The following is a 22,477-nucleotide window of genomic DNA, read 5'->3' on the forward strand; positions in this document are numbered from 1 at the left end:
AAGAAGGAAAGAATGCGGCTTAAGGAGGCGCTGACCGCTGCTTGCTCCCGCCGCAGAGCCGCCCTCCTTAAGAATTCTCCCGGCACGCTCTTACATCAGAATAGCAGGCTTTCGGTTTTTGATATCCCGGGCTGAACGCTTTAACTAGGCAACTCACTTTCTCTACTTTCAAAACGGCATTGGCCATTTGCTCAAATTTTGCACTATCCTCAGTGAATGGTAGCTGCAAGCCCGGTAAGCTACGCAAGTACAAGCTCCGTTGGTTTTGAGGCCAGGGAAATTCTTAAGAGGGGCGGCTTTCTGACAGCGCCCTCTTAAGCCGCATTCTTGCGGAGCTTCTTGGCGGGACAAGAAGCTCCCCGCCGGAGGCAACCAGACGATGGACGGACAGGGTTTCCATCCGAACCTCAAAATGTTCGTTACCACATCTCCCAGAATTGGAATTGCGAACCGGCAGGGTATGCCGGTTCGCAATACAGGCGGGGTTATTCCGCGGAGATCATGTAATAGTACACGGGTTGTCCGCCATTGATAAGGTTGACTTCCGCCTTGGGGCAGATGTCGGCAAACAGGTCCGCGGCCTTCTGCGCGTGCTTCTCCTTGGTGTCCGCACCGTAGTAGATGGTGATAAACTCACGCTCTTCATCCCGGACGCGCTCAGCCAGCCCCTTCAGCAAAACGGTGATATCCTTGCTGGTGCCGAAGAGGGAACCGCCGACCATGGCCAGATAATCGCCTTCGTGGATGTCGTAGCCGTCAAAGTCGGAATTCCGGGCGGCATAGGTGATCTGCATGGTCTCCACGCCGGAGAGCACCTCGGTCATGCCCTGGGTGTTCTCCTCAACGGTGCCCTCGGGGTTGAAGCTCAGCATGGCGGTAACGCCCTGAGGAACGGTCTTGCTGGGAATGACCACGACCTTCTTCTCGGTGAGGGCACCCACCTGCTCGGCAGCCATGATGATGTTCTTGTTGTTGGGCAGCACGAAAACGGTCTCCGCGGGAACCTTATTTACAGCCTCCAGAATGTCCTGGGTGCTGGGGTTCATGGTCTGGCCGCCGGAGATAATCTGGTCAACCCCCAGATTCATGAACACATCCGCCAGGCCCGCGCCCGCGCAGACGGACACCACGCCCAGAGGCTTCTCGGGGGCGGCAATCTTGGGGGCCTCAGGCTTCTTGTCCTGCTCGTGCAGCACCTTCTCGGTGTGCTGCAGACGCATGTTCTCCACCTTCACGGTGATAAAGTGGCCGTATTCAATGGCCTCGTGGAGGGCCTTTCCGGGGTCGTTGGTGTGGACATGGACCTTGATGATCTCATCGTCGTCCACCAGCACCAGGCTGTCGCCCAGGCTGTTCAGGAAAGCGCGGAGCTTCTCGGGGTCGTTCTTGTTCTCCCGGCCGATGATGAACTCAGTGCAGTAGGTGAAGGTGATGTCCTCGGTCTTGAAGTCGGAGAAGTTCGCGGCCTCTCTGGTTGCGCCCTCGGCGCCCTCTTCGGGCACCACCACGTCCTCACCCCGCAGGGCCAGCAGCATAGCCTCCAGCGCCAGAGTCCAGCCCTTGCCGCCGGCGTCCACCACCCCCGCCTTTTTCAGCACGGGATTCTGGTTCACGGTATCGGCCAGAGCAATTTTCGCCTCTTCCAGCGCGGCTGCCTGGACATACTCCACATCATTCTTTTCCTGGGCGGCAGCAGCGGCCTTGGCGGCGGCCAGCCGGGAAACGGTTAAAATGGTACCCTCGGCGGGCTTCATGACAGCCTTATAGGCTGCGTCCACGCCCTCCTGCAGTGCCTGCGCCCACAGGATGCCGTCACAGGTCTCGTGGCCCTTCATGCCCCGCTTCAGGCCCTTGAAGAGCAGAGACAGAATGACGCCGGAGTTGCCCCGGGCCCCCCGCAATGTAGCGGAAGCAGCGGTCTTGGCCACGGCGTACAGATCCGCGCCCTCCATAGAGCGCAGATCGTTGGCGGCGGCGTGGATGGTCATGGACATATTGGTGCCCGTGTCGCCATCAGGCACGGGGAATACGTTGAGCTCGTTCAGATCCTGCTTGTGGATCTCAATCGAGGCGGCAGCGCTGAGGATCATTCTTCTCAGCTCAGAGCCAGTAATGGTCTGCAAAATGTTTACACCTCCGAAAATTAACCGATCATCATAGAATCGATATATACATTCACCGCACGGACCTTTGTGCCGGTGCACTTGGTCACTACATAGCGGACCTCGGAAATGATCGAGGTGCCAACGGCGGACAGATTGACGCCGTTGTCCACAATGATATGCAGATCAATGGAAATGGAATCATCGTCGTTAAAGGTCACGCGAACGCCCTTATCCACGGATTCCTTGCGCAGCAGATGATAGACGTCATCCTTCATGCTGCGGGCAGCCATGCCCTTTACGCCAAAGCAATTGGACGCGGCGGTGCCCACGATGCCGGTGTAAACGCCGGTAGAGACGTTGACGCTGCCGTTTTCATTTTCATGACGGATCATAGAGAGTCCTCCTTTTGAAGATAGGCTTCCCTCGGGGGAAGCTGTCGCGGCCCAAAGGGCCGTGACTGATGAGGGGCGGCTGACAGGACCGACACTGAAGCAGCCTCGGCAGTCCTATTCTAATAAGGCGAAGACTTCCCTGCAAAGTTTTCTCCTCAGTGTACCGCGTCCCGCCCCTCATCCGGCCCGCCTTTGGCGGTCCACCTTCCCCCAGGGGAAGGCTTGCGTTACACCATGCTCTCTTCCCAGCAGTCGGGAGCAGTCAGGCCCATCATCTTTACAATGGTGGGTGCCACGTTGGCAAGGCCGAAATGGCCGTCCTTGATGTGCCAAACGTGGTCCTTATCATAGATGATAAAGGGCACGGGGTTCAGGGAGTGGGCAGTACGTACAGAGGTCTTGCCCTTCTTGGTCTCGGTCATCTGGTCGGCATTGCCATGGTCTGCGGTAACCAGGACAGTGTAGCCGTACTTGTCGGCGGCATCGATGATGGCCTTAACGCTCTTGTCCACGCACTCCATAGCGTAGACAACGGCATCATACACACCTGTGTGGCCCACCATATCGCCATTGGGGAAGTTGCAGCGCAGGAACTGGAACTTGTGGGAGGCCATGTTCTCCACCATCTTCTCGGTGATCTCCCTGGACTTCATGGCAGGGGCCTGCTCAAAGGGGATCACATCGGAGGGGACCTCCTCGTAGACCTCCAGATTCTCGTCCACCTTACCGGAACGGTTGCCGTTCCAGAAGTAGGTCACATGACCGAACTTCTGGGTCTCGGACAGGGCATACTCGTGGATACCGGCCTTGCACAGGACCTCGGTCAGGGTGTTCTTGATTACGGGAGGCTGCACCAGATAGTCGGTGGGGATCTTCAGGTCGCCGTCATATTGCAGCATACCGGCAAAGAGGACGCCGGTGTAGCTGCCCCGGTCAAACTTGTCAAAGTCCTTCCGGTCAAAGGCCAGGGAAATCTCCTGGGCGCGGTCACCCCGGAAGTTGAACAGAATCACGCTGTCGCCATTTTCGATTTTGGCAACGGGGGCACCGTTCCGGGCCACCACAAAAGCGGGCAGGTCCTGGTCGATGCAGCCGGTTTCAGCACGGTAGGTCTCAATGGCTTCCCTGGCGGAAGCGAACTGACGGCCCTGGCCCTCCACATGGGTGTGCCAGCCGGCCTCTACCATGGGCCAGTTGGCTTCGTAGCGGTCCATGGTGATCTTCATACGGCCGCCGCCGGAGGCGATGGCATAGTCGCAGCCCTCGGTGTTCAGCTCCTTGAGCACATCCTCCAGCTGCTGCACATAGTCCAGCGCGGAGGTGGCAGGCACATCACGGCCGTCCAGCAGGATATGGCAGTAGACCCGCTTCGCACCCTCCTTGTGGGCCTGGCGCAGCATGGCGATCAGGTGGGCAATGTTGGAATGAACATTGCCGTCGGACAGCAGGCCCAGAAAATGCAGGGCGTGGCCGGAAACCGCGTTGGCCAGCAGCTTCTTCCAGGTGGCGGACTCATAAAGCGCGCCGGATTCGATGGATTCGGAAACCAGCTTGGCGCCCTGGGAATATATCTGGCCGCAGCCCAGGGCATTGTGGCCCACTTCGCTGTTGCCCATGTCCTCATCGGTGGGCAGACCGACGGCGGTGCCGTGGGCCTTCAGATAGGTGTGGGGGCAGGTAGCCAGAAGGGTGTCCAGCGTAGGAGTATTGGCGTTCTTCACAGCGTCGCCGCTGCCGCCGTCGCCCTTGCCGACGCCATCCATAATGACAAGTACAATGGGTTTTTCCATAAGTAGTACCTCCAATATCTATAACTGTAACATGGATGTGGATTGCTCTGATTTTTCAGAGTTTCCAAAGGTTTTCTAAAAATGGCATCTTACCAGTCATATTATTTTACATCAGAAACAGGAAACTTACAACTCTTTTTTTATTTTTTCCGTTCCAACCAAAAAAACTCCCGGGTCCACCCGAAAATGGGTGATTATCCCGGAAGTTTTAAGTTTCTGTGAAGCCGCAGGCTTCCCCTGGGGGAAGCTGTCACGGTCCCTTGGGCCGTGACTGATGAGGGGGCGGGACGCAGAACCGATACGGAGAAACCTTCACAGTTAAGTTCTTGAAAACAGAGCATTTCTGCTTGGGCATTACCGCATTTGACATTGTACCGCCCCTCATCCGTCAGGGCTCCGTCCTGCCACCTTCCCCCAGGGGGAAGGCTTTTATCTGCTGTACTTTCCTTTTTTCTTCTTCGGCCGGAAAATCAGGATTCCCAGACCCACCAGAGACAGGGTAAAGCCCACCAGCGCCAGACCTACGCCGGAACCGGAGCGCTTCTCAGGCTCCCCGGTCTCCGTCGGCAGGGTGTAAGGGAAGGTGGTCGCCTCGGTGGTGGCCTCCGTTGTGGGAGCCGTCGTCGCTTCGGTGGTGGGGGCCGTCGTGGGGGCCGTGGTCGGGGCCGTCGTGGCCTCGGTGGCAGGAGCGGTGGTTGCTTCCGTTGTCGCTTCCGTGGTGGTCTCGGTTGTCTGCTCCTCAGGGGTATAATGATCCTTGCCGTCGGAATCCAGGAATTCGATGCGGCCGTGGAACGCCTCCTCCAGCTGTGCGATCAGGTCCACGGACCATGGATTGTTCGCCGGATAGTAAATTTTCACATGGCTGTCCCACAGACAGTTCAGCTTGAAGGATGGGAAGGGACCATAGCAATGGATGGCCGTCAGGTTCCTGCAGCTGTACAGGCACTGCTCCCCAAAGATGCGGAAGGTGGAGGGCAGCGAGATGCTGGTCAGCCCGTCGCACTGGGCGAAGCTGTTGGCGCCCAGGGTATGCAAAGCGGAGCCGAAGTCTACGGAGGTAATGCCGTCGTAGTCCTTGAAAGCATAGCTGCCCACGGTGGTCACATTGCCGGAGAGGACCACGGTAGTGATCTGCTCCTTATAGGCTGCCCAGGGGGCCGCGCCCTCCTCGAAATCATACATGGGGCCATTGCCGGAAACGGTCAGCGTGCCGCCGTCCAGAGACCAGGTAATTCCGTCCCCGCACTCCCCGGATGCCGTCTCCGCCCCCGCCGCTGCCGGCAAAAGGCATAAAGCCGCAATACAAATCAATATACGAACCAGATATTTCATAAATACCTCCTGATTGTTCAAAAACCGCTGGTTTACTGCCGCAAAAATTGTCAATTTTCAATTCTATTAATTCATCGTTCCTTCCGCTCTGGCAAACAGAGCGGCTACCCGCTCCCGCAGGGCCCGGGCTTCCTTTGTATCGGACTGGCCGAAGCGCTCAATCCACTCCTTGGATGCCTGCTGGGCATCCCGCAGAGTGGTCATGTCCAGAGACAGGTCCGCCACCCGGAAGGCGGGCAGGCCCGACTGCCGGGAGCCGAAGAAATCGCCGGGGCCCCGGAGCTTCAGGTCCTCCTCCGCAATCTTGAAGCCGTCGTTGGTGGCGCACAGGGCCTTCAGGCGGCGGATGGTGTCCTCGTTCCGGTTGTGGGTGGTAAGAATGCAGTAGCTTTTGGCGCTGCCCCGGCCCACCCGGCCGCGGAGCTGGTGGAGCTGGCTCAGACCGAACCGGTCCGCGTCCTCAATGACCATCAGCGTGGCGTTGGGCACATCCACCCCCACTTCGATAACCGTGGTCGCCACAAGCACGTCTGCCTCTCCCCGGGCAAAAGCCGCCATGGCAGCCTCCTTCTCCGCGCCCTTCATCTGACCATGAAGCAAGCTGACCCGCAGATCCGGGAAGACCGTTTTCCGCAGGGTCTCTGCCCAGGCGGCAGCCGCCTTCACATCCAGCTCCTGGTTCTCCTCCACGGCAGGACACACCACAAAGCACTGATGCCCCGCCTCCGCCTGCTTGCGGATAAAGGCGTTGATCCGGGCCCGGTAGCTCTCCCCTACCAGAAAGGTATCCACTTTCTGCCGCCCGGGGGGCAGCTCGTCCAGCACGGACACATCCAGATCGCCGTACATCAGAAGCGCCAGCGTTCTGGGTATGGGCGTAGCGGACATGACCAGAATATGCGGATCATGTCCCTTGGCGCTGAGTCTGCCGCGCTGATCTACGCCGAAACGGTGCTGCTCGTCCGTGATGACCAGGCCCAGGTTCGCGAACACGGTGCTTTCGGAAATCAGCGCATGGGTGCCAACTACAATGTGGGCCTCCCCGGAAGACAGGGCTTCCCGGGCCATGCGCTTTTCCTTCTGGGTCTGGGAGCCGGTAAGCAGCACCGTGTGCAGGCCCAAAGGCGCGAAGAGTTTTCCCAGAGATTCATAATGCTGCTCCGCCAGAATTTCCGTAGGGGCCATGAGGGCAGTCTGGAAGCCGTTCAGGTAGGCGCAGTAGGCCGCCGCGGCAGCCACCATGGTCTTGCCGCTGCCCACATCACCCTGGACCAGCCGGTTCATGGGAGTTCCCTTTTGAAGGTCCCCCAGAATTTCCCGAATGGCCCGCTTCTGAGCGTTGGTCAGCGCAAAGGGCAGGCTTTCGTAAAACGGCGTCAGATCCGTATGCGCATAGGCCGACACTTTCTTTTCCGCCCGGGCCGCCCGCATAAGGGACAGTCCCGCGGAGAAGACGAAGAATTCCTCGAAAATCAGCCGCCGCTTCGCCGCCTGGGCCTCCGCCATGGTCTTCGGATTGTGGATCACCTGATAGGCCGTTTCCGCCGGCAGAATGTCAAATTCCTGCCGGATCTCCGCCGGAATGATCTCCTCCGGCGGATCGCACAGGGCCAGAGCCAGGCTGATGAGTTTGGTCAGTGTGCCGTTGTTCAGCCCAGCGGTCAGGGGGTAAATGGGCATGATCCGCCGGGTGGCTGCCGGAGGGGAATCCGGGGTCTCGAACACGGGGTTCGTTATGCCGTAGCCGCCGTAGTCCCCGGATACCGTACCATAGAATATGTATTCTCCCCCATATTGCAGCGCCTCCGCGGCGAATTTGGAATTGAAGAAGGTCAGGTTGATCCGTCCGGAGTAATCCGCGACGGTGACCCTGGTCAAATCCATCCCCTTCCGGATGTGGGCCGTTCTGGGTGTGGACATAACCACCGCCCGGAAGCAGGCAGGTGTGTCCGCCCGCAGTTCGGCAATGGGCACCAGCTTCGTCCGGTCCTCGTAGCCTCTGGGGAAATGGCAGATCAGATCCCCCAGAGTAAAAATATTCAAGTTTGCCAGCTGCTTTGCCCTGGCCGGGCCCACACCCTTCAGTCCAGTCACAGGGTCGGATCGACTTGCCATAGGTCACCTCCGCTATAAAATGAAAAAACTCCCTCCAAGCAACGCTCGGAAGGAGATATTTTCAGAGAACTCAGGCCAGCTTATTCAGCTTCAGGGTCATGCTGCTCTTCTTCCGGGCAGCGTTGTTCTTGTGCAGAAGACCCTTACCAACCGCCTTGTCCACGGACCGCACAGCGACAGTGTAGGCGCTCTGGGCAGCGGTCTTGTCTCCGCCTTCCACAGCAGCCTCAAACTTCTTCAGGTTGGTCTTCAGCTCGGACTTGTCGGCCTTATTCTTCTCGTAAGCAATCTTGGAAGAAATGACATCCTTCTTAGAGGACTTGATGTTGGGCATTTGAATTACACCTCCTCACAGCAGTATTTCATACAGTGCTGTATTATAACGGAAAATCTAAGCAAAATCAACCCTTTTTTGAAAAAAATTCTTTTGGAGCGGAAATGGCCCCATTCCCCCCGCATCGGCGGTGCGAAACAGTATACGCCTGCCCGTTTTTCCGATCCCGCCCCCGGCAATCGCATGCATTGCCAATTGGCAAACGTCTTACGGAGACAATACTGTCTGCAAACTATTTCCCACACACGCCAGCCTCGGACAGGTCTGGTGTCCCGCCCTTGTCAAGAGGGTAATTTTCCACAAAACGCAAGGCCATAGCAAATTGACCATTTTTGAAAAAAGTAAAGAAAAGAGTATCAAATTGTAAATATTTTATGTAAACGCACTGCATTTTTCCACAGGCCTGTGGGGTTGTGGAGAAACGGTTGTGGAAAAACCTGTGGAGAATGTGGAAAACTGTGAATTTCCCACAGATATTTTTTCACGCGGCAGATTTTCAGGGCTGTGTAAAAAATGCGCTTCCGACGTTCACCATTCCGCCGTCAGCGAACACAGAGCCTTCCTCTGCCCGCGGCGGGCAGAAAGCGCAACCGGGCGCAATTGCGCAAAAAAGGTTTGCGTTTTCCCCCGTCTTTTTTCTACGCCTCCCGTTCTTTCCCCGGGAGGCAAAAAATTTTTGTGAATTCCACCAAATTTTTCGCCGTATGGTTTTTCCCTCCCCGGGAGATACTAAGGAAGCTCTGATTAAATCGGCAAGAGCTGGCAGCGAGAGATTTTGTTCCCGGGCAAGGTACGGAAAACGTGGGAATACTGCATGTATTTCCCGTTTTTCGTACCGCAGACCGAGGGCAAAAGATCCGCTGTCCAGCCGCCGACGATTTATTCAGAGTTTCCTTAAGAGCAATCTTTTGTCAGGAGGCTTTTCATGCAGGGAAAGGTAGATATCTGCGGCGTCAGCACCGCCCAGCTCCGGGTTCTCAGTCAGGAGGAGACGGATATGCTTCTGCGCAGGTCCTCCCAGGGGGATCTGCATGCCCGGCAGGCGCTGATCGAGGGCAATCTGCGGCTGGTGCTCTCCGTGATCCAGCGCTTCGACAAACGGGGAGAAAGCCCGGATGACCTGTTCCAGGTGGGCTGCATTGGTCTGATGAAGGCAATCGCCAACTTCGATGCGGACAAGTGCGTGCGTTTCAGTACCTATGGGGTACCCATGATCGCCGGGGAAGTCCGCAGGTACCTGCGTGACAACAGCGTCATCCGGGTCTCCCGTTCCATCCGGGATGTGGCCTACAAGGTCTTGCAGTGCAAGGAAGCCCTGACGGCATCCCTTGGCCGGGAACCCACGCTGGAGGAAATCGCCAGGTCTCTGGACCTGCCCCGGGAGGAGGTCAGTCAGGCTCTGGACGCGGTCTGCGCCCCGGTGAGCCTCTATGACAGCGTGTATTCCGACGGCGGTGATCCTCTGACCGTCATGGATCAGGTGCAGGACACGAAAAACATCGAGCCAAACTGGATGGAGCACATCACCCTGTCCAATGCCTTCCGGGCTTTAAGCCCCCGGGAAAAGGAGATCCTCTCTCTGCGGTTTTACAGCGGCAAGACCCAGATGGAGGTGGCGTCCCGGCTGGGCATTTCCCAGGCCCAGGTCTCCCGGCTGGAAAAAGGAGCCATTGCTGCCATGCGCAAAAGCGTCAGCGTGTCATAGCCCTCGGGGCGCGCGCATAGGCTTTCCGAAAGGGGGAATGTTCATGGGCGTTAAATTCACGCAGCTGCAATGCAAGGAGGTCATCTGCATTGCCAACGGGGAACGGCTGGGATTTCTCTCGGACATTGTGGCCGAGGTACCGGAGGGCGTCATCGCCGCCATTGTGGTGCCCGGCCCCTGCAAACTTCTGGGAGTAGCCGGACGGAAGGACGACTATGTGATTCCCTGGTCCTGCGTCAAAAAAGTGGGGCCTGATATCATTCTCGTGGACATCAAACCCTGCGACTGTAAGGTGCCGAGGCCAAAGGGAAAGTTCCCGCTGTAACAATTGACAATTTACAATGGACAATTGACAATTCGGGAATTTCCTTCGGAAATAATTTGAAATTGTCCCGAAGGGACACCGTAATTGTCAATTGTCAACTGTCCATTGTCAATTTGTATGGATTTTCTAAAAAGCGCCTGAAAAAAGAAGCAAATTTTCCGTTCTTTTTTCAAAATTCTTCTTGCAAAACAATAGACTTTCGGATATAATATCCGGGCGTGGGTTTGCGCCCATAGCTTAATAAACCACACACCCGGGGATCGGATTTCCCATGTGCCGCTCACGGCGGGAGTCCGGGATGATCGGGGTGGAGGAAAAAACAAAAGGAGAACTGTAAAAAATGGCTGTCGTATCTATGAAGCAACTGCTGGAGGCTGGCGTTCACTTCGGTCATCAGACCCGCCGCTGGAACCCCAAAATGGCCCCCTACATCTACACCGAGCGCAATGGTATCTATATCATTGACCTGCAGAAGACCGTAAAGAAGCTGGAAGAGGCTTACAACTTCGTCCGTGACACCTCCGCCAACGGCGGCAACATCCTGTTCGTCGGCACCAAGAAGCAGGCCCAGGACGCCATCAAGGAAGAGGCTGCCCGCTGCGGCGGTTACTATGTCAACGCCCGTTGGCTGGGCGGCATGCTGACCAACTTCCGCACCATGCGTACCCGTATCGACCGTCTGGCTCAGCTGAGAAAGATGGAAGAGGACGGCACCTTCGCCATGCTGCCCAAGAAGGAAGTCATCAAGCACCAGGCTGAGATTGAGAAGCTGGAGAAGTACCTGGGCGGCGTCAAGGAAATGAAGAAGCTGCCTGCCGCTCTGTTCATCGTTGACCCCCGCAAGGAGCGCAACGCCATTGCTGAGGCCCGCAAGCTGAACATCCCCATCGTCGCCATCGTGGACACCAACTGCGATCCCGATGAGATCGACTACGTGATCCCCGGCAACGATGACGCCATCCGCGCCATCCGTCTGATTGCCGCCACCATGGCCAACGCCGCCATCGAGGGCCGTCAGGGCGAGGACACCGCTGTGGAAGAGGCCGCTCCCGCTGCTGAAGCCGCTGAATAATCCCATAAATATATTTCAGGAGGATACCAAAATGGCTTTTACTGCTCTGGATGTTAAGAAGCTGCGTGAAATGACCAACGTCGGCATGATGGACTGCAAGAAGGCGCTCCAGGCCAACGATGGCGATATGGACAAGGCTGTAGACTGGCTCCGTGAAAAGGGCCTGGCTAAGGCTGCCAAGAAGGCTGACCGCGTTGCCGCCGAGGGCGTTGCTTACGCCGCAGTGGTGGACGGTGTGGGCGTTGTGATCGAGGTCAACTCCGAGACCGACTTCGCCGCCAAGACCGACGCTTTCCTGGATCTGGTGAAGAACCTGGCCGAGGTCGTTGCCAAGCAGAACCCCGCCGATGTGGAAGCCCTGAAGGCCTGCACCTACCCCGGCACCAACCTGACCGTCACCGAGATCATGCAGGAGAAGGTCATGTCCATCGGTGAGAACATGCAGATCCGCCGCTTTGCCCGCTTCCCCGAGAACACCTCTGTTGCCTACGTTCACGCTGGCGGCACCCACGGCGTTCTGGTGAACCTGGCTGTGGAAGGCAACATCGACGCTACCGAGATCGGCAAGAACGTTGCCATGCAGATTGCCGCCATGAACCCCAAGTACTGGGACAAGTCCCTGGTTCCCCAGGCTGACGTGGACCACGAAATGCAGGTTCAGGTTGCTCTGATGGACAACGATCCCAAGATGGCCTCCAAGCCCGCTCAGGTGAAGGAGAAGATCGCTGCCGGTAAGATGAACGCATTCTTCAAGGACAACTGCCTGCTGCAGCAGGAATTCGTCCGCTCCGACCTGTTCCAGGGCAGCGTGGAAGGCTACATCGCCGACGCTGCCAAGAAGCTGGGCGGCAAGGTGACCTTTGTTGACGCTATTCACTACGTCAAGGGCGAGGGCATCGAGAAGAAGGCTGACGACTTCGCCGCGGAAGTCGCCGCTCAGATTGCCGGCGCTGCCAAGTAAGTTTTTCTGACAAAGAATCCCGCCGACCAAAAGGTTGGCGGGATTTTTGTTCTTCATCCCCCGCTTCCGGCAAGCGAAAGCAAGGGAATTTCCTGCGGCAATGTGTCCGCACACGATTCCCATGCCGCGCAGACCGCTTTCCGCTTTTTTCTCTTTCTCAAAAAAACGATTGCAAACGGAAGCGGTTTATGATATAGTGCATGTAGAACCAATTCTTTCAGAAAGGCCTCCGGTCTTTCATTGGAAACGAGCATCCGGAAAGCGAGGGATTTTTATGAAGCACAGAACATTCTGCCGCGCCCTGGCCTGGGCGCTGGCGCTGGTCATGGCCCTGAGCGCCCTGCCCTTTGCCGCGCTGGCCGAGGGGACGGAACAGCCCCAGGCCGGGCAGGTGACGCCGAAGACCGAAGAACCGAAGCAGGAACCCCCGGCCCCCAAGGCTGAGGACAACAAGGGCGAGGAACCCAAGGCCGAGGACAACAATGGCGAGGAACCGAAGGCCGGGGAACCCAACCGGGAAAACAAGGACGAGGCACCCAATCAGGAAGCCAACGCCGAAACCCCCAAGCCCCGGAGCGAGGGCGGCGCCGGAGCGCAGGACGCGGAAACAGTCACCATCCCCGTTAAGATACGGGTAGATGACAAGCATCCCACCACAGCCTGGCACGTCTGGGTCTATGGTTCTGATGGCTCAATCGCTAGGCAATTAAGCAGCAGTGAGGTCAGCTCCTACCAGGATATGACCTTTACCCTTCCCAAACTTCCAGGCAGCTTTGCCCAATACAACGTAAAAGTGTCCGTAAACATAAACGGAGAGGATGTTTCCCTGAAATGGTACGTCAAAGATGGACAAAACAGTCTGTTCTCCTTTTACACAGGAATTGCTCCCGGAAATACCACTTTTAGTGGGAATGGTGTTTTCAATGGGAGTCAGTGTGAGGTACGGAACGCCCAGGAACTCGTCAGCAATGCCGTAAAGTCAACTTCTACCCCCTACGAATATGGTACAGGCGATCTGACCATTCATCTTTCAGAAACATCCTACAAACCGGGACTTTACCACTTGGAGGGATTGGTGGACGTATACGGCGCTGTACATCGTTATAAGAACCTGTCCTTTGGCGATACCGGGATCGACCTGTGCCTGACCGGGCTGAGCGGCAAGCTGTATGTTTTTACGGAGGACGGCGCCCCAATCTCTACAGACCCCACCAGCGGGACTTACTACACCTCCGATAGCACTACTCTGGAGCTTCACAATTTCCTGGAGGGACGCTACCAGTTCCGCAGCTTTGAAAACCCCGTGACCGTCACCTTTGACGGCAGCGGCGGCACCGTGAGCCAGGGCAGCGTCACCGTGGAAAGCGGAGCAACGCTGAACCTCAGCGCTTTTACCGCCTCCCGGTTCGGCTACCATTTCAAGGGCTGGTCCCAGTCCCAGGACGGCGACTCCGTCGGCGGCAGCTTCACACCTACGGAGGGCACAACTCTGTACGCGCTTTGGGACCCGGTAAAGATCACGGTGTATGACAGTGGGACTGGCAGCATCTTCTCGTATTCTCCGGAGCGTCAGGGAACCGCGATAAAGGATCACCCCGATATTTACGCTGAATTTTACTGGGGCTGCTCAGACGAGCAAGGCAAGATCTGGACAACGTTCGATTTCTCCGAGGACCGGGAATTGACCGTGCGGTATTTCAAGCTTTTTCTTAACGGCATAAACGAGCAAGGCACCGACAAGCCATGGCTGGTCACGGGTGCGCCGGAGCTGCGGGACAGCTTCCCCTACACCGGTCTTGCGGATCTGGTCACGCAGATGAATATTACCGCCGCTGAAATCGCCCCCTCCGAGGCACTGACGGCGCTGGCCCGGCAGGCCCTGCAGGCCGAGAATGTACAGCTGCAAGCCTACGATTTTGGGGTAACGCTCACAAAGGGCGGCGAAACGGCCCCTCTGACCGAATTTGGCCGGACGCTGCTGTTCTATGTCCCCTGGAGCGGCTCTGCGGACCGGGTCACTGTGCTCCGGACCCACGGCGGCAGCACCGAGGTCCTGCCCCAGGGCAAGCCCGGGGACAATACCGCCGAGGGCTGGTACATCGAAAACGGCAGGCTGTATTTCGCCGTCAGCAAATTCTAGGAATACGCCATTGCCGCGGCCCCCTATACCGTCAGTTTCGATTCCAACGGTGGCTCCAACAATCCCCTGCCCATGACCACCGGCACGGACGGCAAGCTGGCAAACCTGCCCAGCCCCGGCACCCGGACGGGCTACACCTTCTCCGCCTGGAAAAACGGCGAACAGGCCGTGGATGAAAACACCGTCTACACCGATGACGCCACCCTGACGGCGGAGTGGCTCCCCATTACCTACAACGTCATATTCGACGCCAACGGCGGCGTCAACGCCAACAACACCGGCTCCCAGAGCTTCCGGGACGTGAAATACGGCGAAACCCTTTCCCCCGCCGCCGTCACCAGAGCCTCCCACCGCTTCCTGGGCTGGTCCCGCAGCAGGGACGGCGGCCAGATCGTCGCCGAGCTGCAAAACCTGACCGCGACCCAGGGCGAGACCGTCACCCTCTACGCCAAATGGGAATACCAGGCAAAGAACATCACCTTTGACGCCGACGGCGGCATCATCAACAGCAGCGGCAGCCGGGTGCCCACCGTCACGGTGCAGACTCAGGCAGAGCCTCTGGACACCATCGACGCCTCCCGCTTCCCCATGCCGGAAGCCCGGAGATACCTGACCTTCGTGGGCTGGTTCACGGAGAAGAACGGCAAGGGCACCCAGGTGACTCCCTCCGGCGGCATTACCGACGGCACGGTCTTCACCGAGGACACCACCGTATACGCCTACTGGAAGTATGAGCCTCTGACCATCACCCTGGACTGCAAAGGCGGCACGGTCCGCGTAAACGGCCAGGATGTGAAGAAAACCACCATGCAGACCCGCTATCCCGGCATCGTGGACGGAATTCTGCCCACACCCACGCGAAAGGGCTACACCTTCCTGGGCTGGTATCTGTCCGACGGAACGAAGGTTGACAACACCACCCTCTACGAGAAGGACACCACCATCTACGCCCGCTGGCAGGGCACCGGCAAATGGAACCCCAAAACCGGCGACCAGATCATGCTGGGCCTGTCCCTCACCATCCTGACCGCCGCCGCGGCGGGCCTCGGCGCAGCCGTCGTCCTGCGGAAGCGGAAGAAGTAAACATGAGGCCCGGCGGCAAATTTGCCGCCGGGCCATTTTTTCAGCCTTACGCCGCTGCAGGGGCGGCTTTTTTCTTATCCACGAAGCACAGCACCACCACCAGACCGGACAGGGCCAGGCCAATGACGTCCGTCACCGTGCCGGGGTAAATCATCATCAGGCCGCCCACCAGCGCCAGCGCTCTGCGAGGCCAGCTGAGTTCCCCAACCAGATAGCCTTCCATGGCGGCGGAGACGGAGGCGATGCCCACCAAAGACGTAATGACAATCAGGATCACCTCTGCCGCCGTGGTATCGATCAGCAGCATGGAAGGGCTGAGGGCAAAGGCATAGGGCACGATGAACGCGCCGATGGCCAGCTTTGTGGATTCCAGTGCCGTCTTCATAGGGTTGGCCTGAGCAATGGCCGCGCCCGCGTAGGCAGCCAGAGCCACAGGGGGCGTCAGGTCCGCCACGATGCCGAAATAGAACACAAAGAAGTGCGCGGCGACCAGAGGCACGCCCATGCGGACCAGTATGGGCGCGCAGGTTGCGGCCATAATGCAGTAGGTTGCCGTGGTGGGCACGCCCATACCCAGGACGATGCAGCAGATCATGGTCAGAAACAGAGCGATCAGCACGCTGTTGCCCGCCAGAACCACAATGCCGTTGATGATGACGTTGGCAAGGCCCGTCATGGTGATGGTGCCCGCGATAATGCCCGCGATGCCGCAGGCGGCGGCCACGGTAATGGACCCCTGGCCACCGGCTGCCAGCGCCTCCAGAATGCGCATGGGGGTAATGCGGGTTTCCCGGCTGAACAGCGTTACAAAAACGCAGGCCACGATGGACAGGGCTGCGGCGTACTGAATACTCTTCTGACTGGTGCCGACCAGGTAGATCAGCAGAGCCAGAGGAAGCAGCAGATAACTCTTTTTCAGCAGGGGCAGCAGCTTCGGCAGTTCCTCCCGGGGCAGACCCCGCAGCCCCAGCTTCTTCGCCTCCAGATGGACGGAAATGAAGATGCCCGTGAAGTACAGCAGAGCGGGAAGCACCGCTTTCAGAGCGATCTGTCCATAGGGAATCTGAACATAATCCGCCATCAGAAAAGCGGCCGCGCCCATAATGGGGGGCATGATCTGCCCGCCGGTGGAGGCAGCTGCCTCCGCGGCCCCGGCGAATTCCGGCTTATAGCCCGCTTTCTTCATCAGGGGAATGGTCACGGAGCCGGAACCCACCGTATTTGCCACGGACGAGCCGGACACCACGCCCTCCAGGGCGCTGGCCACAACGGCCACCTTGGCCGGGCCACCGGAAAATCCGCCAACCAGAGCGTTGGCAACCTGGATAAAGTAATCCGCAATACCCGTGCGCTCCAGGAACGCGCCGAAGACGATGAAAACGACGATGAACTTGGAGCAGACGTTAATGGGGGTGGAAAGCACGCCCTCCTTGCCGTAGAAAAGATACCGGATGGTATAATGCATCCGGCCCCAGAGGGAGGGATTGGACAGGCCCACGGTCAGGGCGTATATCAGGAAGCACCCCGCCACAATCAGAATGGGCAGTCCCACGCTTCTGCGGCAGACCTCTGCCAGAGCCAGCACGCCCACAATGCCGATGACAATCTGGTAATCGGCAAAAAGGCTGCCCTGCTGGATGATGGTCCTGGCGTTGAAAGCATAGTACAGGAATGCCCCGGTGCCCAGGATCATCAGCACAATATCATACCAAGGGATATAATTCACCCGCTGGCGGCCCTTTTTCGCCGGAAATACCAGATAGCCCAGGAACACGATCCAGGCCACGAAGGTTGTCAGCCGCAGTTCTTCCAGCCAGCTGGCAAACAATGTCACATACAGACAGAACAGGGAAAAAACCGCCAGAATCACGTTCACAACAATCCGGGGCGTTCCCTCCCAGACGCGGACGTTGGACTCCCGGTCATATTTCTTCATAACAGAGTCCAGATCCATTGGTTCCTCCGTCTTTTTCTTCTTAAACAGGCTCATAAAAAACCCTCCTGACTGAAAGATTCGGAAGCGCTGAAGAAAAGGCCCGACAGGGCACTTTCTTCGGCGTTCCCGGAATAAAACGAGATCTCAGTAGGGGGCGATGCCCACATCGCCCCGAAAGCCGGCGGACAGGATCAGCTTTTTTTACTGTTCCTTCCGTCAGTTTTCGGGCCGATGAGGGCATCGGCCCCTACGGAAAATTTTGATGCCGCAGCTATGTGCGTTTACTCCGTCTCGACCGTAATGCCCTTCTCGGCGAAGTACCTGGCGGCACCCTTATGGAAGGGGGCGGTCATGCCGGAGGTGGCGTTTTCCAGACTCAATTCCGCACCCTTACCGTTTTCCCTGGCAATGTCGGCAGCGTTGTCAAAGATGGCGGCGGTCAGCTTGTAGACGTCGTCCTCGGATGCGGAGGCGGAGACAATGAGGGTCGCTTTCACAGTGACGGTGGTCACATCGGCGTCCTGTCCGGGGTAGGTCCCCGCGGGGATCACATAAGTGGTGTAGAAGGGGCAATCGGCCATCATGGCATCCGCCACAGCGCCGTCAATGGGCACCAGATAGGCGGAGTTGGTCGTACACAGCTCGGTAATGGCGGGGGTGGGCGCGCCGGCTACAATAAAGGCGGCGTCAATCTTGCCGTCCTTCAGAGCGTCGGCGGAGTCGGCAAAGCTCTGGTACTGGGCCGTGATATCGTCCTCAGTCAGGCCGGCGGCGTTCAGAACGTCAATGGCGTTGAAGTACACACCGGAGGCGGGGGCGCCGATGGAAACGCTCTTGCCCTTCAGATCGGCAACAGACTTGATATCGGGATCCATGGTCACCAGCTGCACGGACTCGGCGTACAACCCGGCAACCACCCGGAAGGAATCTATCTTACCGGTGGACTCAAAGGAGCGGGTGCCCTCCCAGGCGTAGGCCATGACATCGGACTGGACGGTGCCCAGCTGGTAGTCACCGGTATCGATGCCCTGAATATTGGCCTTGGAGCCGTCGGTAGCCACCACGGTAACATCGATGCCCGCCTTGCCGCTGATGTACTGACCCAGCACGCCGCCATAGCCGTAATAGGTACCGGCGGAACCTCCGGTGCCCATGGTCATCTTCGTACCGGAAGCGCTGCCGCCGGAGCAGGCCGCCAGGGAAAGGGCCAGGGCTCCGGTCAGGGCCAGGGTAAACAGTTTCTTGAATTTCATATTGATTTCCTCCTTCACGGTTTGCTGCTTCAATTGCTTTATGGCCGTATTATACTCTCGTTTTTGCATTTTTGCAAGAAGCAAATTGCATCTTTATTCTTCCGGCGTCATAATTATTGCGGTCTTTTGCAGAAAACAGCCATTATTTTTCAGCATTTCCCTACGTTCATCTTCTCTCTCATGTCATTTTGCACAATTAATCCATTTGTCTGTTCCAATTATTTTACATGATTACCGATTTATTTTTCTGTCATTTCTTATTTTCGGTCTTATCCCGCATTAAGTGCGTTACTCAGTTCCTTAAATACCGTTTGCATTTATTATGGTTTTCTCATGCATTTCAGTGGAAAGGCAATTTCTGTCACATGATGCACTTTCCACAAAAGCCGCGTCATATTCTATTCACATTTTGGATGCAGAATTGGAACAATTAGCTTGCATTTTCTCCGGCCGGATAGTATACTTGTCGGGATAAAATGCAGAGAAGGGAGGAAAGAGCTTGCGCCTGAGCTTTTCCTTCCCTTTTTTGCAATACAGAAAGGATGTATTCTAATGGCAGCTCCCGAAAACAATGAAGTCGTGTATGATGCCGGCACGCTGAGTGTCCCCAAGCGTCTGCTGCTGGGTGTGCAGCATCTGTTCGCCATGTTCGGCGCGACAGTTCTGGTCCCCGCGCTGACCGGGCTGGATGTGGCCAACGCCCTGCTGTTCGCGGGCCTGGGCACCCTCCTGTTCCATCTGATTACCGGTCGGAAAGTCCCCGCATTCCTGGGCTCCTCCTTTGCCTTTATCGGCGGCTACAACGCCATCCGCGCCCTGGGCACCGGCAATGAGACGCTCCCCTACGCCTGCTTCGGCGTGGCCTGCGCAGGTCTTGTATACCTTATTATGGCGTTCTTCTTCAAGCAGTTCGGTGCCAAGAAGGTCATGCGCTACTTCCCGCCCATCGTCACCGGCCCCATTATCATCTGCATCGGTCTGACCCTCTCCGGCTCCGCCGTGACCAACTGCTCCGCCAACTGGTGGGTGGCCCTGGTCGCCATTCTGATTGTAGTATGCTGCAACATCTGGGGCAAGGGCATGGTGAAGATCATTCCCATCCTGCTGGGTGTGGTCGGCTCCTATGTGTTCTCCATGATCGTTGACCCCGCCTCCCGGGAACACCTGGTGGCTCTGGTCAGTGAGGCCGACTGGATCGGCCTGCCCATCGTCTGGAACCGCACCGCCCTGTCCATCTTCGGGGCAAACCTGGACCACAGCCTGCTGTTTACCTCCATTGTGACCATCATGCCCATCTCCCTGGCTACCATGATGGAGCATGTCGGCGATATCTGCGCCATCTCCTCCACCGTGGGCAAGAACTTCGTAGAGGATCCCGGCCTGCACCGCACTCTGGTAGGCGACGGTCTGGCAACCACCATGGCCTCCCTCTTCGGCGCTCCCGCCAACACCACCTATGGTGAAAACACCGGTGTTCTGGCCCTGAGCAAGGTTTATGACCCCAAGGTGATCCGTATGGCCGCTTTCTTCGCCATCATCCTGTCCTTCTGCCCCAAGTTCTCCGCACTGATCGTGGCCATGCCCGCCGCTACCATGGGCGGCGTCAGCCTGGTGCTCTACGGCATGATCTCCGCCGTAGGCGTCCGGAACGTAGTGGAAAACCAGGTAGACTTCACCAAGAGCCGCAATGTTCTGATTGCCGCCATGATTATGGGTCTGGCCGTGGGCGTCAACTACGCCGGTGCCATCCAGATCCCCGTAGGCTCCATCACCATCAGCCTGTCCGGCCTGGCCGTGGCAGCCCTTGTGGGCATCATCATGAACGCCGCCCTGCCCGGCAAAGACTATGAGTTCGGCACCAACCACCAGGGCGATACCGCCGTGGTCAACTTCGGCAGCCGCGCCCAGAAGTAACCTTCTCTCCGCATCTTTCCGCCTCCGGTGGCTTCGGCCCTCCGGAGGCGGTTTTTTACGTTTTTACCAACACCGCCCTGTAATTCCCCGTCCAGCCTTGTGCACCCAGACGATTTATCGCTTTAGCGTGAAAAAGTGCTTTACAACTTTATTTCGATAAAGTATAATGCATCCATCAGCAAAAAGCACGCCACCGTAAGAGGATAGAAAGGAAGTATTCTTATGAAAAAATGGATTGCGGCCGTCCTGGTTCTGACCACCATGCTGCTGTGCAGCGCCTGCGGCAAAAAAAGCGGCTCCGACCTGAGCTACATTCAGGAAAAAGGCACCCTGATCGTTGGAATCACAGACTACGAGCCCATGGACTATAAGGATGAAAACGGCAATTGGACAGGCTTCGATGCCGAATTTGCCCGGGCTGTGGCCGAGAAGCTGGGTGTGGAAGCCCAGTTCGTGGAAATCGACTGGGACAACAAGTTTTTTGAGCTGGAGTCCAAGTCCATCGACTGCATCTGGAACGGTATGACGATCACGGATGAGGTCAAGCTCAACGCCAGCGTTTCTGATCCCTACGTGAAAAACGCACAGGTCATGGTAACGACCTCGGAAAACTCCGGCAATGACAGTATTGAACTGGCTAAGTATCTTACCTTCGCCGCCGAGGCAGGCTCTGCCGGTGAAGCAGCCGCCAAAGAGTTCGACTTCCCCTGCACCGCTGTCCAGTCCCAGTCCGCCGCTCTGATGGAGGTTGCGGCCGGTACCGTTGATGCCTGCATCATCGACATTACCATGGCCAACGCCATGACCGGGCCGGGCACCGGCTATCCGGATCTGGTGACCGCCATGGAACTCAGCAGCGAGGAATATGGCATCGGCTTCCGGAAGGACAGCGATCTGACCGCCAAAGTCAACGAAATCATGGCCTCCCTCATGGCTGACGGCACGCTGGACGCACTTGCCCAAAAGTACAGCCTGACTCTGGTCAAGTAATATGAGCCAGTTTCTGTCCGTCACCCTGGCCCTGCTCAAAGGCTTCGGTCAGACCATGAACATCTTTCTGCTGACCCTTGCCTTCTCCATTCCCCTGGGACTTCTGGTGTGCTTTGGAACCATGAGCCGCTTTTTTCCTCTGCGGCTGCTGATGAAAGCCATCGTTTGGGTCATCCGAGGCACCCCTCTGATGCTGCAGCTGATCGTGGTTTTCTACGGGCCGGGGCTTCTGTTCGGCCTGCCCGCTATGGGACGGTTCACCGCCGTGATTCTGGCCTTCGCCATCAACTACGCCTGCTATTTCAGTGAGATCTACCGGGGCGGCATTGAGAGCATCCCCAACGGGCAGATTGAAGCCGGGCAGGCGCTTGGCCTGAACCGCAGCCAGATCTTTGTCCATATCCTGCTGATGCAGGTGGTCAAGCGGATCATCCCCTCCATGGGCAACGAGATCATCACGCTGGTGAAAGATACCTCTCTGGCCCGGGTCATTGCGGTATACGAAATCATGTGGATGGGCCAGGCCTTTATCAAAAGCGACGGTCTGATCTGGCCCATGTTCTATACCGGTGCATTCTATCTGCTGTTCTCCGGTCTGCTGACCCTACTGTTCCAAAAGCTGGAGCAAAAAATGGACTACTACAGAGATTGAACTCTCTCCCAAACTATGGTAAAATGGGTACAGAACGAATGAGGAGGACATTCCTTTGGAGATGCAGGAGAAAATCGACGCGCTGTATAATGTGATCGTCTCTCTGGAGACCCGGGAGCAATGCCGGGAGCTCTTCGACGATTTGTGTACCCGGAAAGAAATTGAGAAAATGGCCGAGCGGCTCTACGCTGCCAGGCTTCTGATGGCAGGAAACACCTACAGCCAGGTCATCGCCCAGTCGGAAATATCCTCCGCCACCCTGAGCCGGGTCTCCCGCTGCGTCCAGTACGGAAAGGGCTATTCCAGAGTGCTGAAGGAAGACATCTGAAAAGAGCTTTTGAGAAGAAGCACCTGATTCGTTTTGTGGCTCAGGTG

The 22,477-nt window shown here is 57.3% G+C and carries 18 protein-coding genes; 10 read left to right on the top strand and 8 right to left on the bottom strand.

Translation table 11 applies throughout. The features are described 5' to 3' along the window. Positions 1-485 precede the first annotated feature (485 nt). The 6 genes from KQI10_RS06795 to rpsT form a co-directional block, all read right to left on the bottom strand. The gene (locus tag KQI10_RS06795; RefSeq protein WP_371818378.1) at positions 486-2,123 is read right to left on the bottom strand and encodes a DAK2 domain-containing protein; all 1,638 of its coding nucleotides are present in this window, start codon (positions 2,121-2,123) and stop codon (positions 486-488) included. Positions 2,124-2,143: 20 nt separating this feature from the next. Beyond that, on the bottom strand, positions 2,144-2,497 hold the full coding sequence (locus KQI10_RS06800; protein ID WP_253285192.1) for an Asp23/Gls24 family envelope stress response protein: 354 nt from the start codon (positions 2,495-2,497) through the stop codon (positions 2,144-2,146). Between the two features lie 227 nt (positions 2,498-2,724). Further along, a complete protein-coding gene (gene gpmI / locus KQI10_RS06805; protein WP_216566653.1) occupies positions 2,725-4,287 on the bottom strand; it encodes a 2,3-bisphosphoglycerate-independent phosphoglycerate mutase in 1,563 nt (520 codons plus the stop codon). 429 nt (positions 4,288-4,716) lie between these two features. Continuing rightward, positions 4,717-5,622 carry a leucine-rich repeat domain-containing protein gene (locus KQI10_RS06810; RefSeq protein WP_216566654.1) on the bottom strand — a complete coding sequence of 302 codons (906 nt, stop codon included), beginning with the start codon at positions 5,620-5,622 and terminating at the stop codon, positions 4,717-4,719. Positions 5,623-5,688: 66 nt separating this feature from the next. Continuing rightward, positions 5,689-7,737 (bottom strand): ATP-dependent DNA helicase RecG, encoded by a 2,049-nt coding sequence (gene recG / locus KQI10_RS06815; RefSeq protein ID WP_216566655.1) that lies wholly within the window; start codon positions 7,735-7,737, stop codon positions 5,689-5,691. Between the two features lie 70 nt (positions 7,738-7,807). Then, positions 7,808-8,071, bottom strand: coding sequence for a 30S ribosomal protein S20 (gene rpsT, locus KQI10_RS06820; RefSeq protein WP_216566656.1), 264 nt, complete (start codon positions 8,069-8,071; stop codon positions 7,808-7,810). 925 nt (positions 8,072-8,996) lie between these two features. Here rpsT and sigG point away from each other — a divergent pair. The 6 genes from sigG (at position 8,997) to KQI10_RS11945 (ending at position 15,357) form a co-directional block, all read left to right on the top strand. Further along, positions 8,997-9,776: an RNA polymerase sporulation sigma factor SigG gene (sigG, locus tag KQI10_RS06825; RefSeq protein WP_216566657.1), complete on the top strand. Its 780-nt coding sequence runs from the start codon at positions 8,997-8,999 to the stop codon at positions 9,774-9,776. 43 nt (positions 9,777-9,819) lie between these two features. Beyond that, on the top strand, positions 9,820-10,101 hold the full coding sequence (locus KQI10_RS06830) for a YlmC/YmxH family sporulation protein (protein ID WP_216566658.1): 282 nt from the start codon (positions 9,820-9,822) through the stop codon (positions 10,099-10,101). A 340-nt stretch (positions 10,102-10,441) separates the two neighbouring features. Further along, positions 10,442-11,173, top strand: a complete 732-nt coding sequence (rpsB, locus tag KQI10_RS06835; RefSeq protein ID WP_216566659.1) for a 30S ribosomal protein S2 — start codon at positions 10,442-10,444, stop codon at positions 11,171-11,173. Between the two features lie 31 nt (positions 11,174-11,204). Beyond that, a complete protein-coding gene (gene tsf / locus KQI10_RS06840) occupies positions 11,205-12,134 on the top strand; it encodes a translation elongation factor Ts (RefSeq protein ID WP_216566660.1) in 930 nt (309 codons plus the stop codon). A 274-nt stretch (positions 12,135-12,408) separates the two neighbouring features. Next, positions 12,409-14,274: an InlB B-repeat-containing protein gene (locus KQI10_RS06845; RefSeq protein WP_216566661.1), complete on the top strand. Its 1,866-nt coding sequence runs from the start codon at positions 12,409-12,411 to the stop codon at positions 14,272-14,274. Between the two features lie 9 nt (positions 14,275-14,283). Further along, positions 14,284-15,357, top strand: a complete 1,074-nt coding sequence (locus tag KQI10_RS11945; protein WP_371818379.1) for an InlB B-repeat-containing protein — start codon at positions 14,284-14,286, stop codon at positions 15,355-15,357. A gap of 46 nt (positions 15,358-15,403) precedes the next feature. Here the strand turns inward: KQI10_RS11945 and KQI10_RS06855 are convergent, their stop codons facing one another. Then, a complete protein-coding gene (locus tag KQI10_RS06855) occupies positions 15,404-17,347 on the bottom strand; it encodes a TRAP transporter fused permease subunit (protein WP_216566663.1) in 1,944 nt (647 codons plus the stop codon). A gap of 227 nt (positions 17,348-17,574) precedes the next feature. Then, positions 17,575-18,546, bottom strand: coding sequence for a TAXI family TRAP transporter solute-binding subunit (locus KQI10_RS06860; RefSeq protein WP_216566664.1), 972 nt, complete (start codon positions 18,544-18,546; stop codon positions 17,575-17,577). Positions 18,547-19,098: 552 nt separating this feature from the next. On the opposite strand from KQI10_RS06860, the gene KQI10_RS06865 reads away from it, so the two are divergent. The 4 genes from KQI10_RS06865 (at position 19,099) to KQI10_RS06880 (ending at position 22,430) form a co-directional block, all read left to right on the top strand. Beyond that, positions 19,099-20,460, top strand: a complete 1,362-nt coding sequence (locus tag KQI10_RS06865) for a uracil-xanthine permease family protein (RefSeq protein ID WP_216566665.1) — start codon at positions 19,099-19,101, stop codon at positions 20,458-20,460. A gap of 222 nt (positions 20,461-20,682) precedes the next feature. Continuing rightward, on the top strand, positions 20,683-21,450 hold the full coding sequence (locus KQI10_RS06870) for a transporter substrate-binding domain-containing protein (RefSeq protein WP_216566666.1): 768 nt from the start codon (positions 20,683-20,685) through the stop codon (positions 21,448-21,450). 1 nt (position 21,451) lies between these two features. Next, the gene (locus tag KQI10_RS06875; RefSeq protein WP_216566667.1) at positions 21,452-22,102 is read left to right on the top strand and encodes an amino acid ABC transporter permease; all 651 of its coding nucleotides are present in this window, start codon (positions 21,452-21,454) and stop codon (positions 22,100-22,102) included. Positions 22,103-22,163: 61 nt separating this feature from the next. Next, positions 22,164-22,430 (top strand): YerC/YecD family TrpR-related protein, encoded by a 267-nt coding sequence (locus tag KQI10_RS06880; RefSeq protein WP_216566676.1) that lies wholly within the window; start codon positions 22,164-22,166, stop codon positions 22,428-22,430. Positions 22,431-22,477 lie beyond the last annotated feature (47 nt).

Source organism: Pseudoflavonifractor sp. MSJ-30 (genome assembly GCF_018918045.1).
GTDB lineage: Bacteria > Bacillota > Clostridia > Oscillospirales > Oscillospiraceae > Faecousia.

Excerpts from the sequence above, each read along its gene's own strand:
- KQI10_RS06800 (WP_253285192.1), bottom strand. The coding sequence starts at position 2,497 with ATGATCCGTCATGAAAATGAAAACGGCAGCGTCAACGTCTCTACCGGC.
- gpmI (WP_216566653.1), bottom strand. The coding sequence starts at position 4,287 with ATGGAAAAACCCATTGTACTTGTCATTATGGATGGCGTCGGCAAGGGC.
- KQI10_RS06810 (WP_216566654.1), bottom strand. The coding sequence starts at position 5,622 with ATGAAATATCTGGTTCGTATATTGATTTGTATTGCGGCTTTATGCCTT.
- recG (WP_216566655.1), bottom strand. The coding sequence starts at position 7,737 with ATGGCAAGTCGATCCGACCCTGTGACTGGACTGAAGGGTGTGGGCCCG.
- rpsT (WP_216566656.1), bottom strand. The coding sequence starts at position 8,071 with ATGCCCAACATCAAGTCCTCTAAGAAGGATGTCATTTCTTCCAAGATT.
- sigG (WP_216566657.1), top strand. The coding sequence starts at position 8,997 with ATGCAGGGAAAGGTAGATATCTGCGGCGTCAGCACCGCCCAGCTCCGG.
- KQI10_RS06830 (WP_216566658.1), top strand. The coding sequence starts at position 9,820 with ATGGGCGTTAAATTCACGCAGCTGCAATGCAAGGAGGTCATCTGCATT.
- rpsB (WP_216566659.1), top strand. The coding sequence starts at position 10,442 with ATGGCTGTCGTATCTATGAAGCAACTGCTGGAGGCTGGCGTTCACTTC.
- tsf (WP_216566660.1), top strand. The coding sequence starts at position 11,205 with ATGGCTTTTACTGCTCTGGATGTTAAGAAGCTGCGTGAAATGACCAAC.
- KQI10_RS06845 (WP_216566661.1), top strand. The coding sequence starts at position 12,409 with ATGAAGCACAGAACATTCTGCCGCGCCCTGGCCTGGGCGCTGGCGCTG.
- KQI10_RS06855 (WP_216566663.1), bottom strand. The coding sequence starts at position 17,347 with ATGAGCCTGTTTAAGAAGAAAAAGACGGAGGAACCAATGGATCTGGAC.
- KQI10_RS06860 (WP_216566664.1), bottom strand. The coding sequence starts at position 18,546 with ATGAAATTCAAGAAACTGTTTACCCTGGCCCTGACCGGAGCCCTGGCC.
- KQI10_RS06865 (WP_216566665.1), top strand. The coding sequence starts at position 19,099 with ATGGCAGCTCCCGAAAACAATGAAGTCGTGTATGATGCCGGCACGCTG.
- KQI10_RS06870 (WP_216566666.1), top strand. The coding sequence starts at position 20,683 with ATGAAAAAATGGATTGCGGCCGTCCTGGTTCTGACCACCATGCTGCTG.
- KQI10_RS06875 (WP_216566667.1), top strand. The coding sequence starts at position 21,452 with ATGAGCCAGTTTCTGTCCGTCACCCTGGCCCTGCTCAAAGGCTTCGGT.
- KQI10_RS06880 (WP_216566676.1), top strand. The coding sequence starts at position 22,164 with ATGCAGGAGAAAATCGACGCGCTGTATAATGTGATCGTCTCTCTGGAG.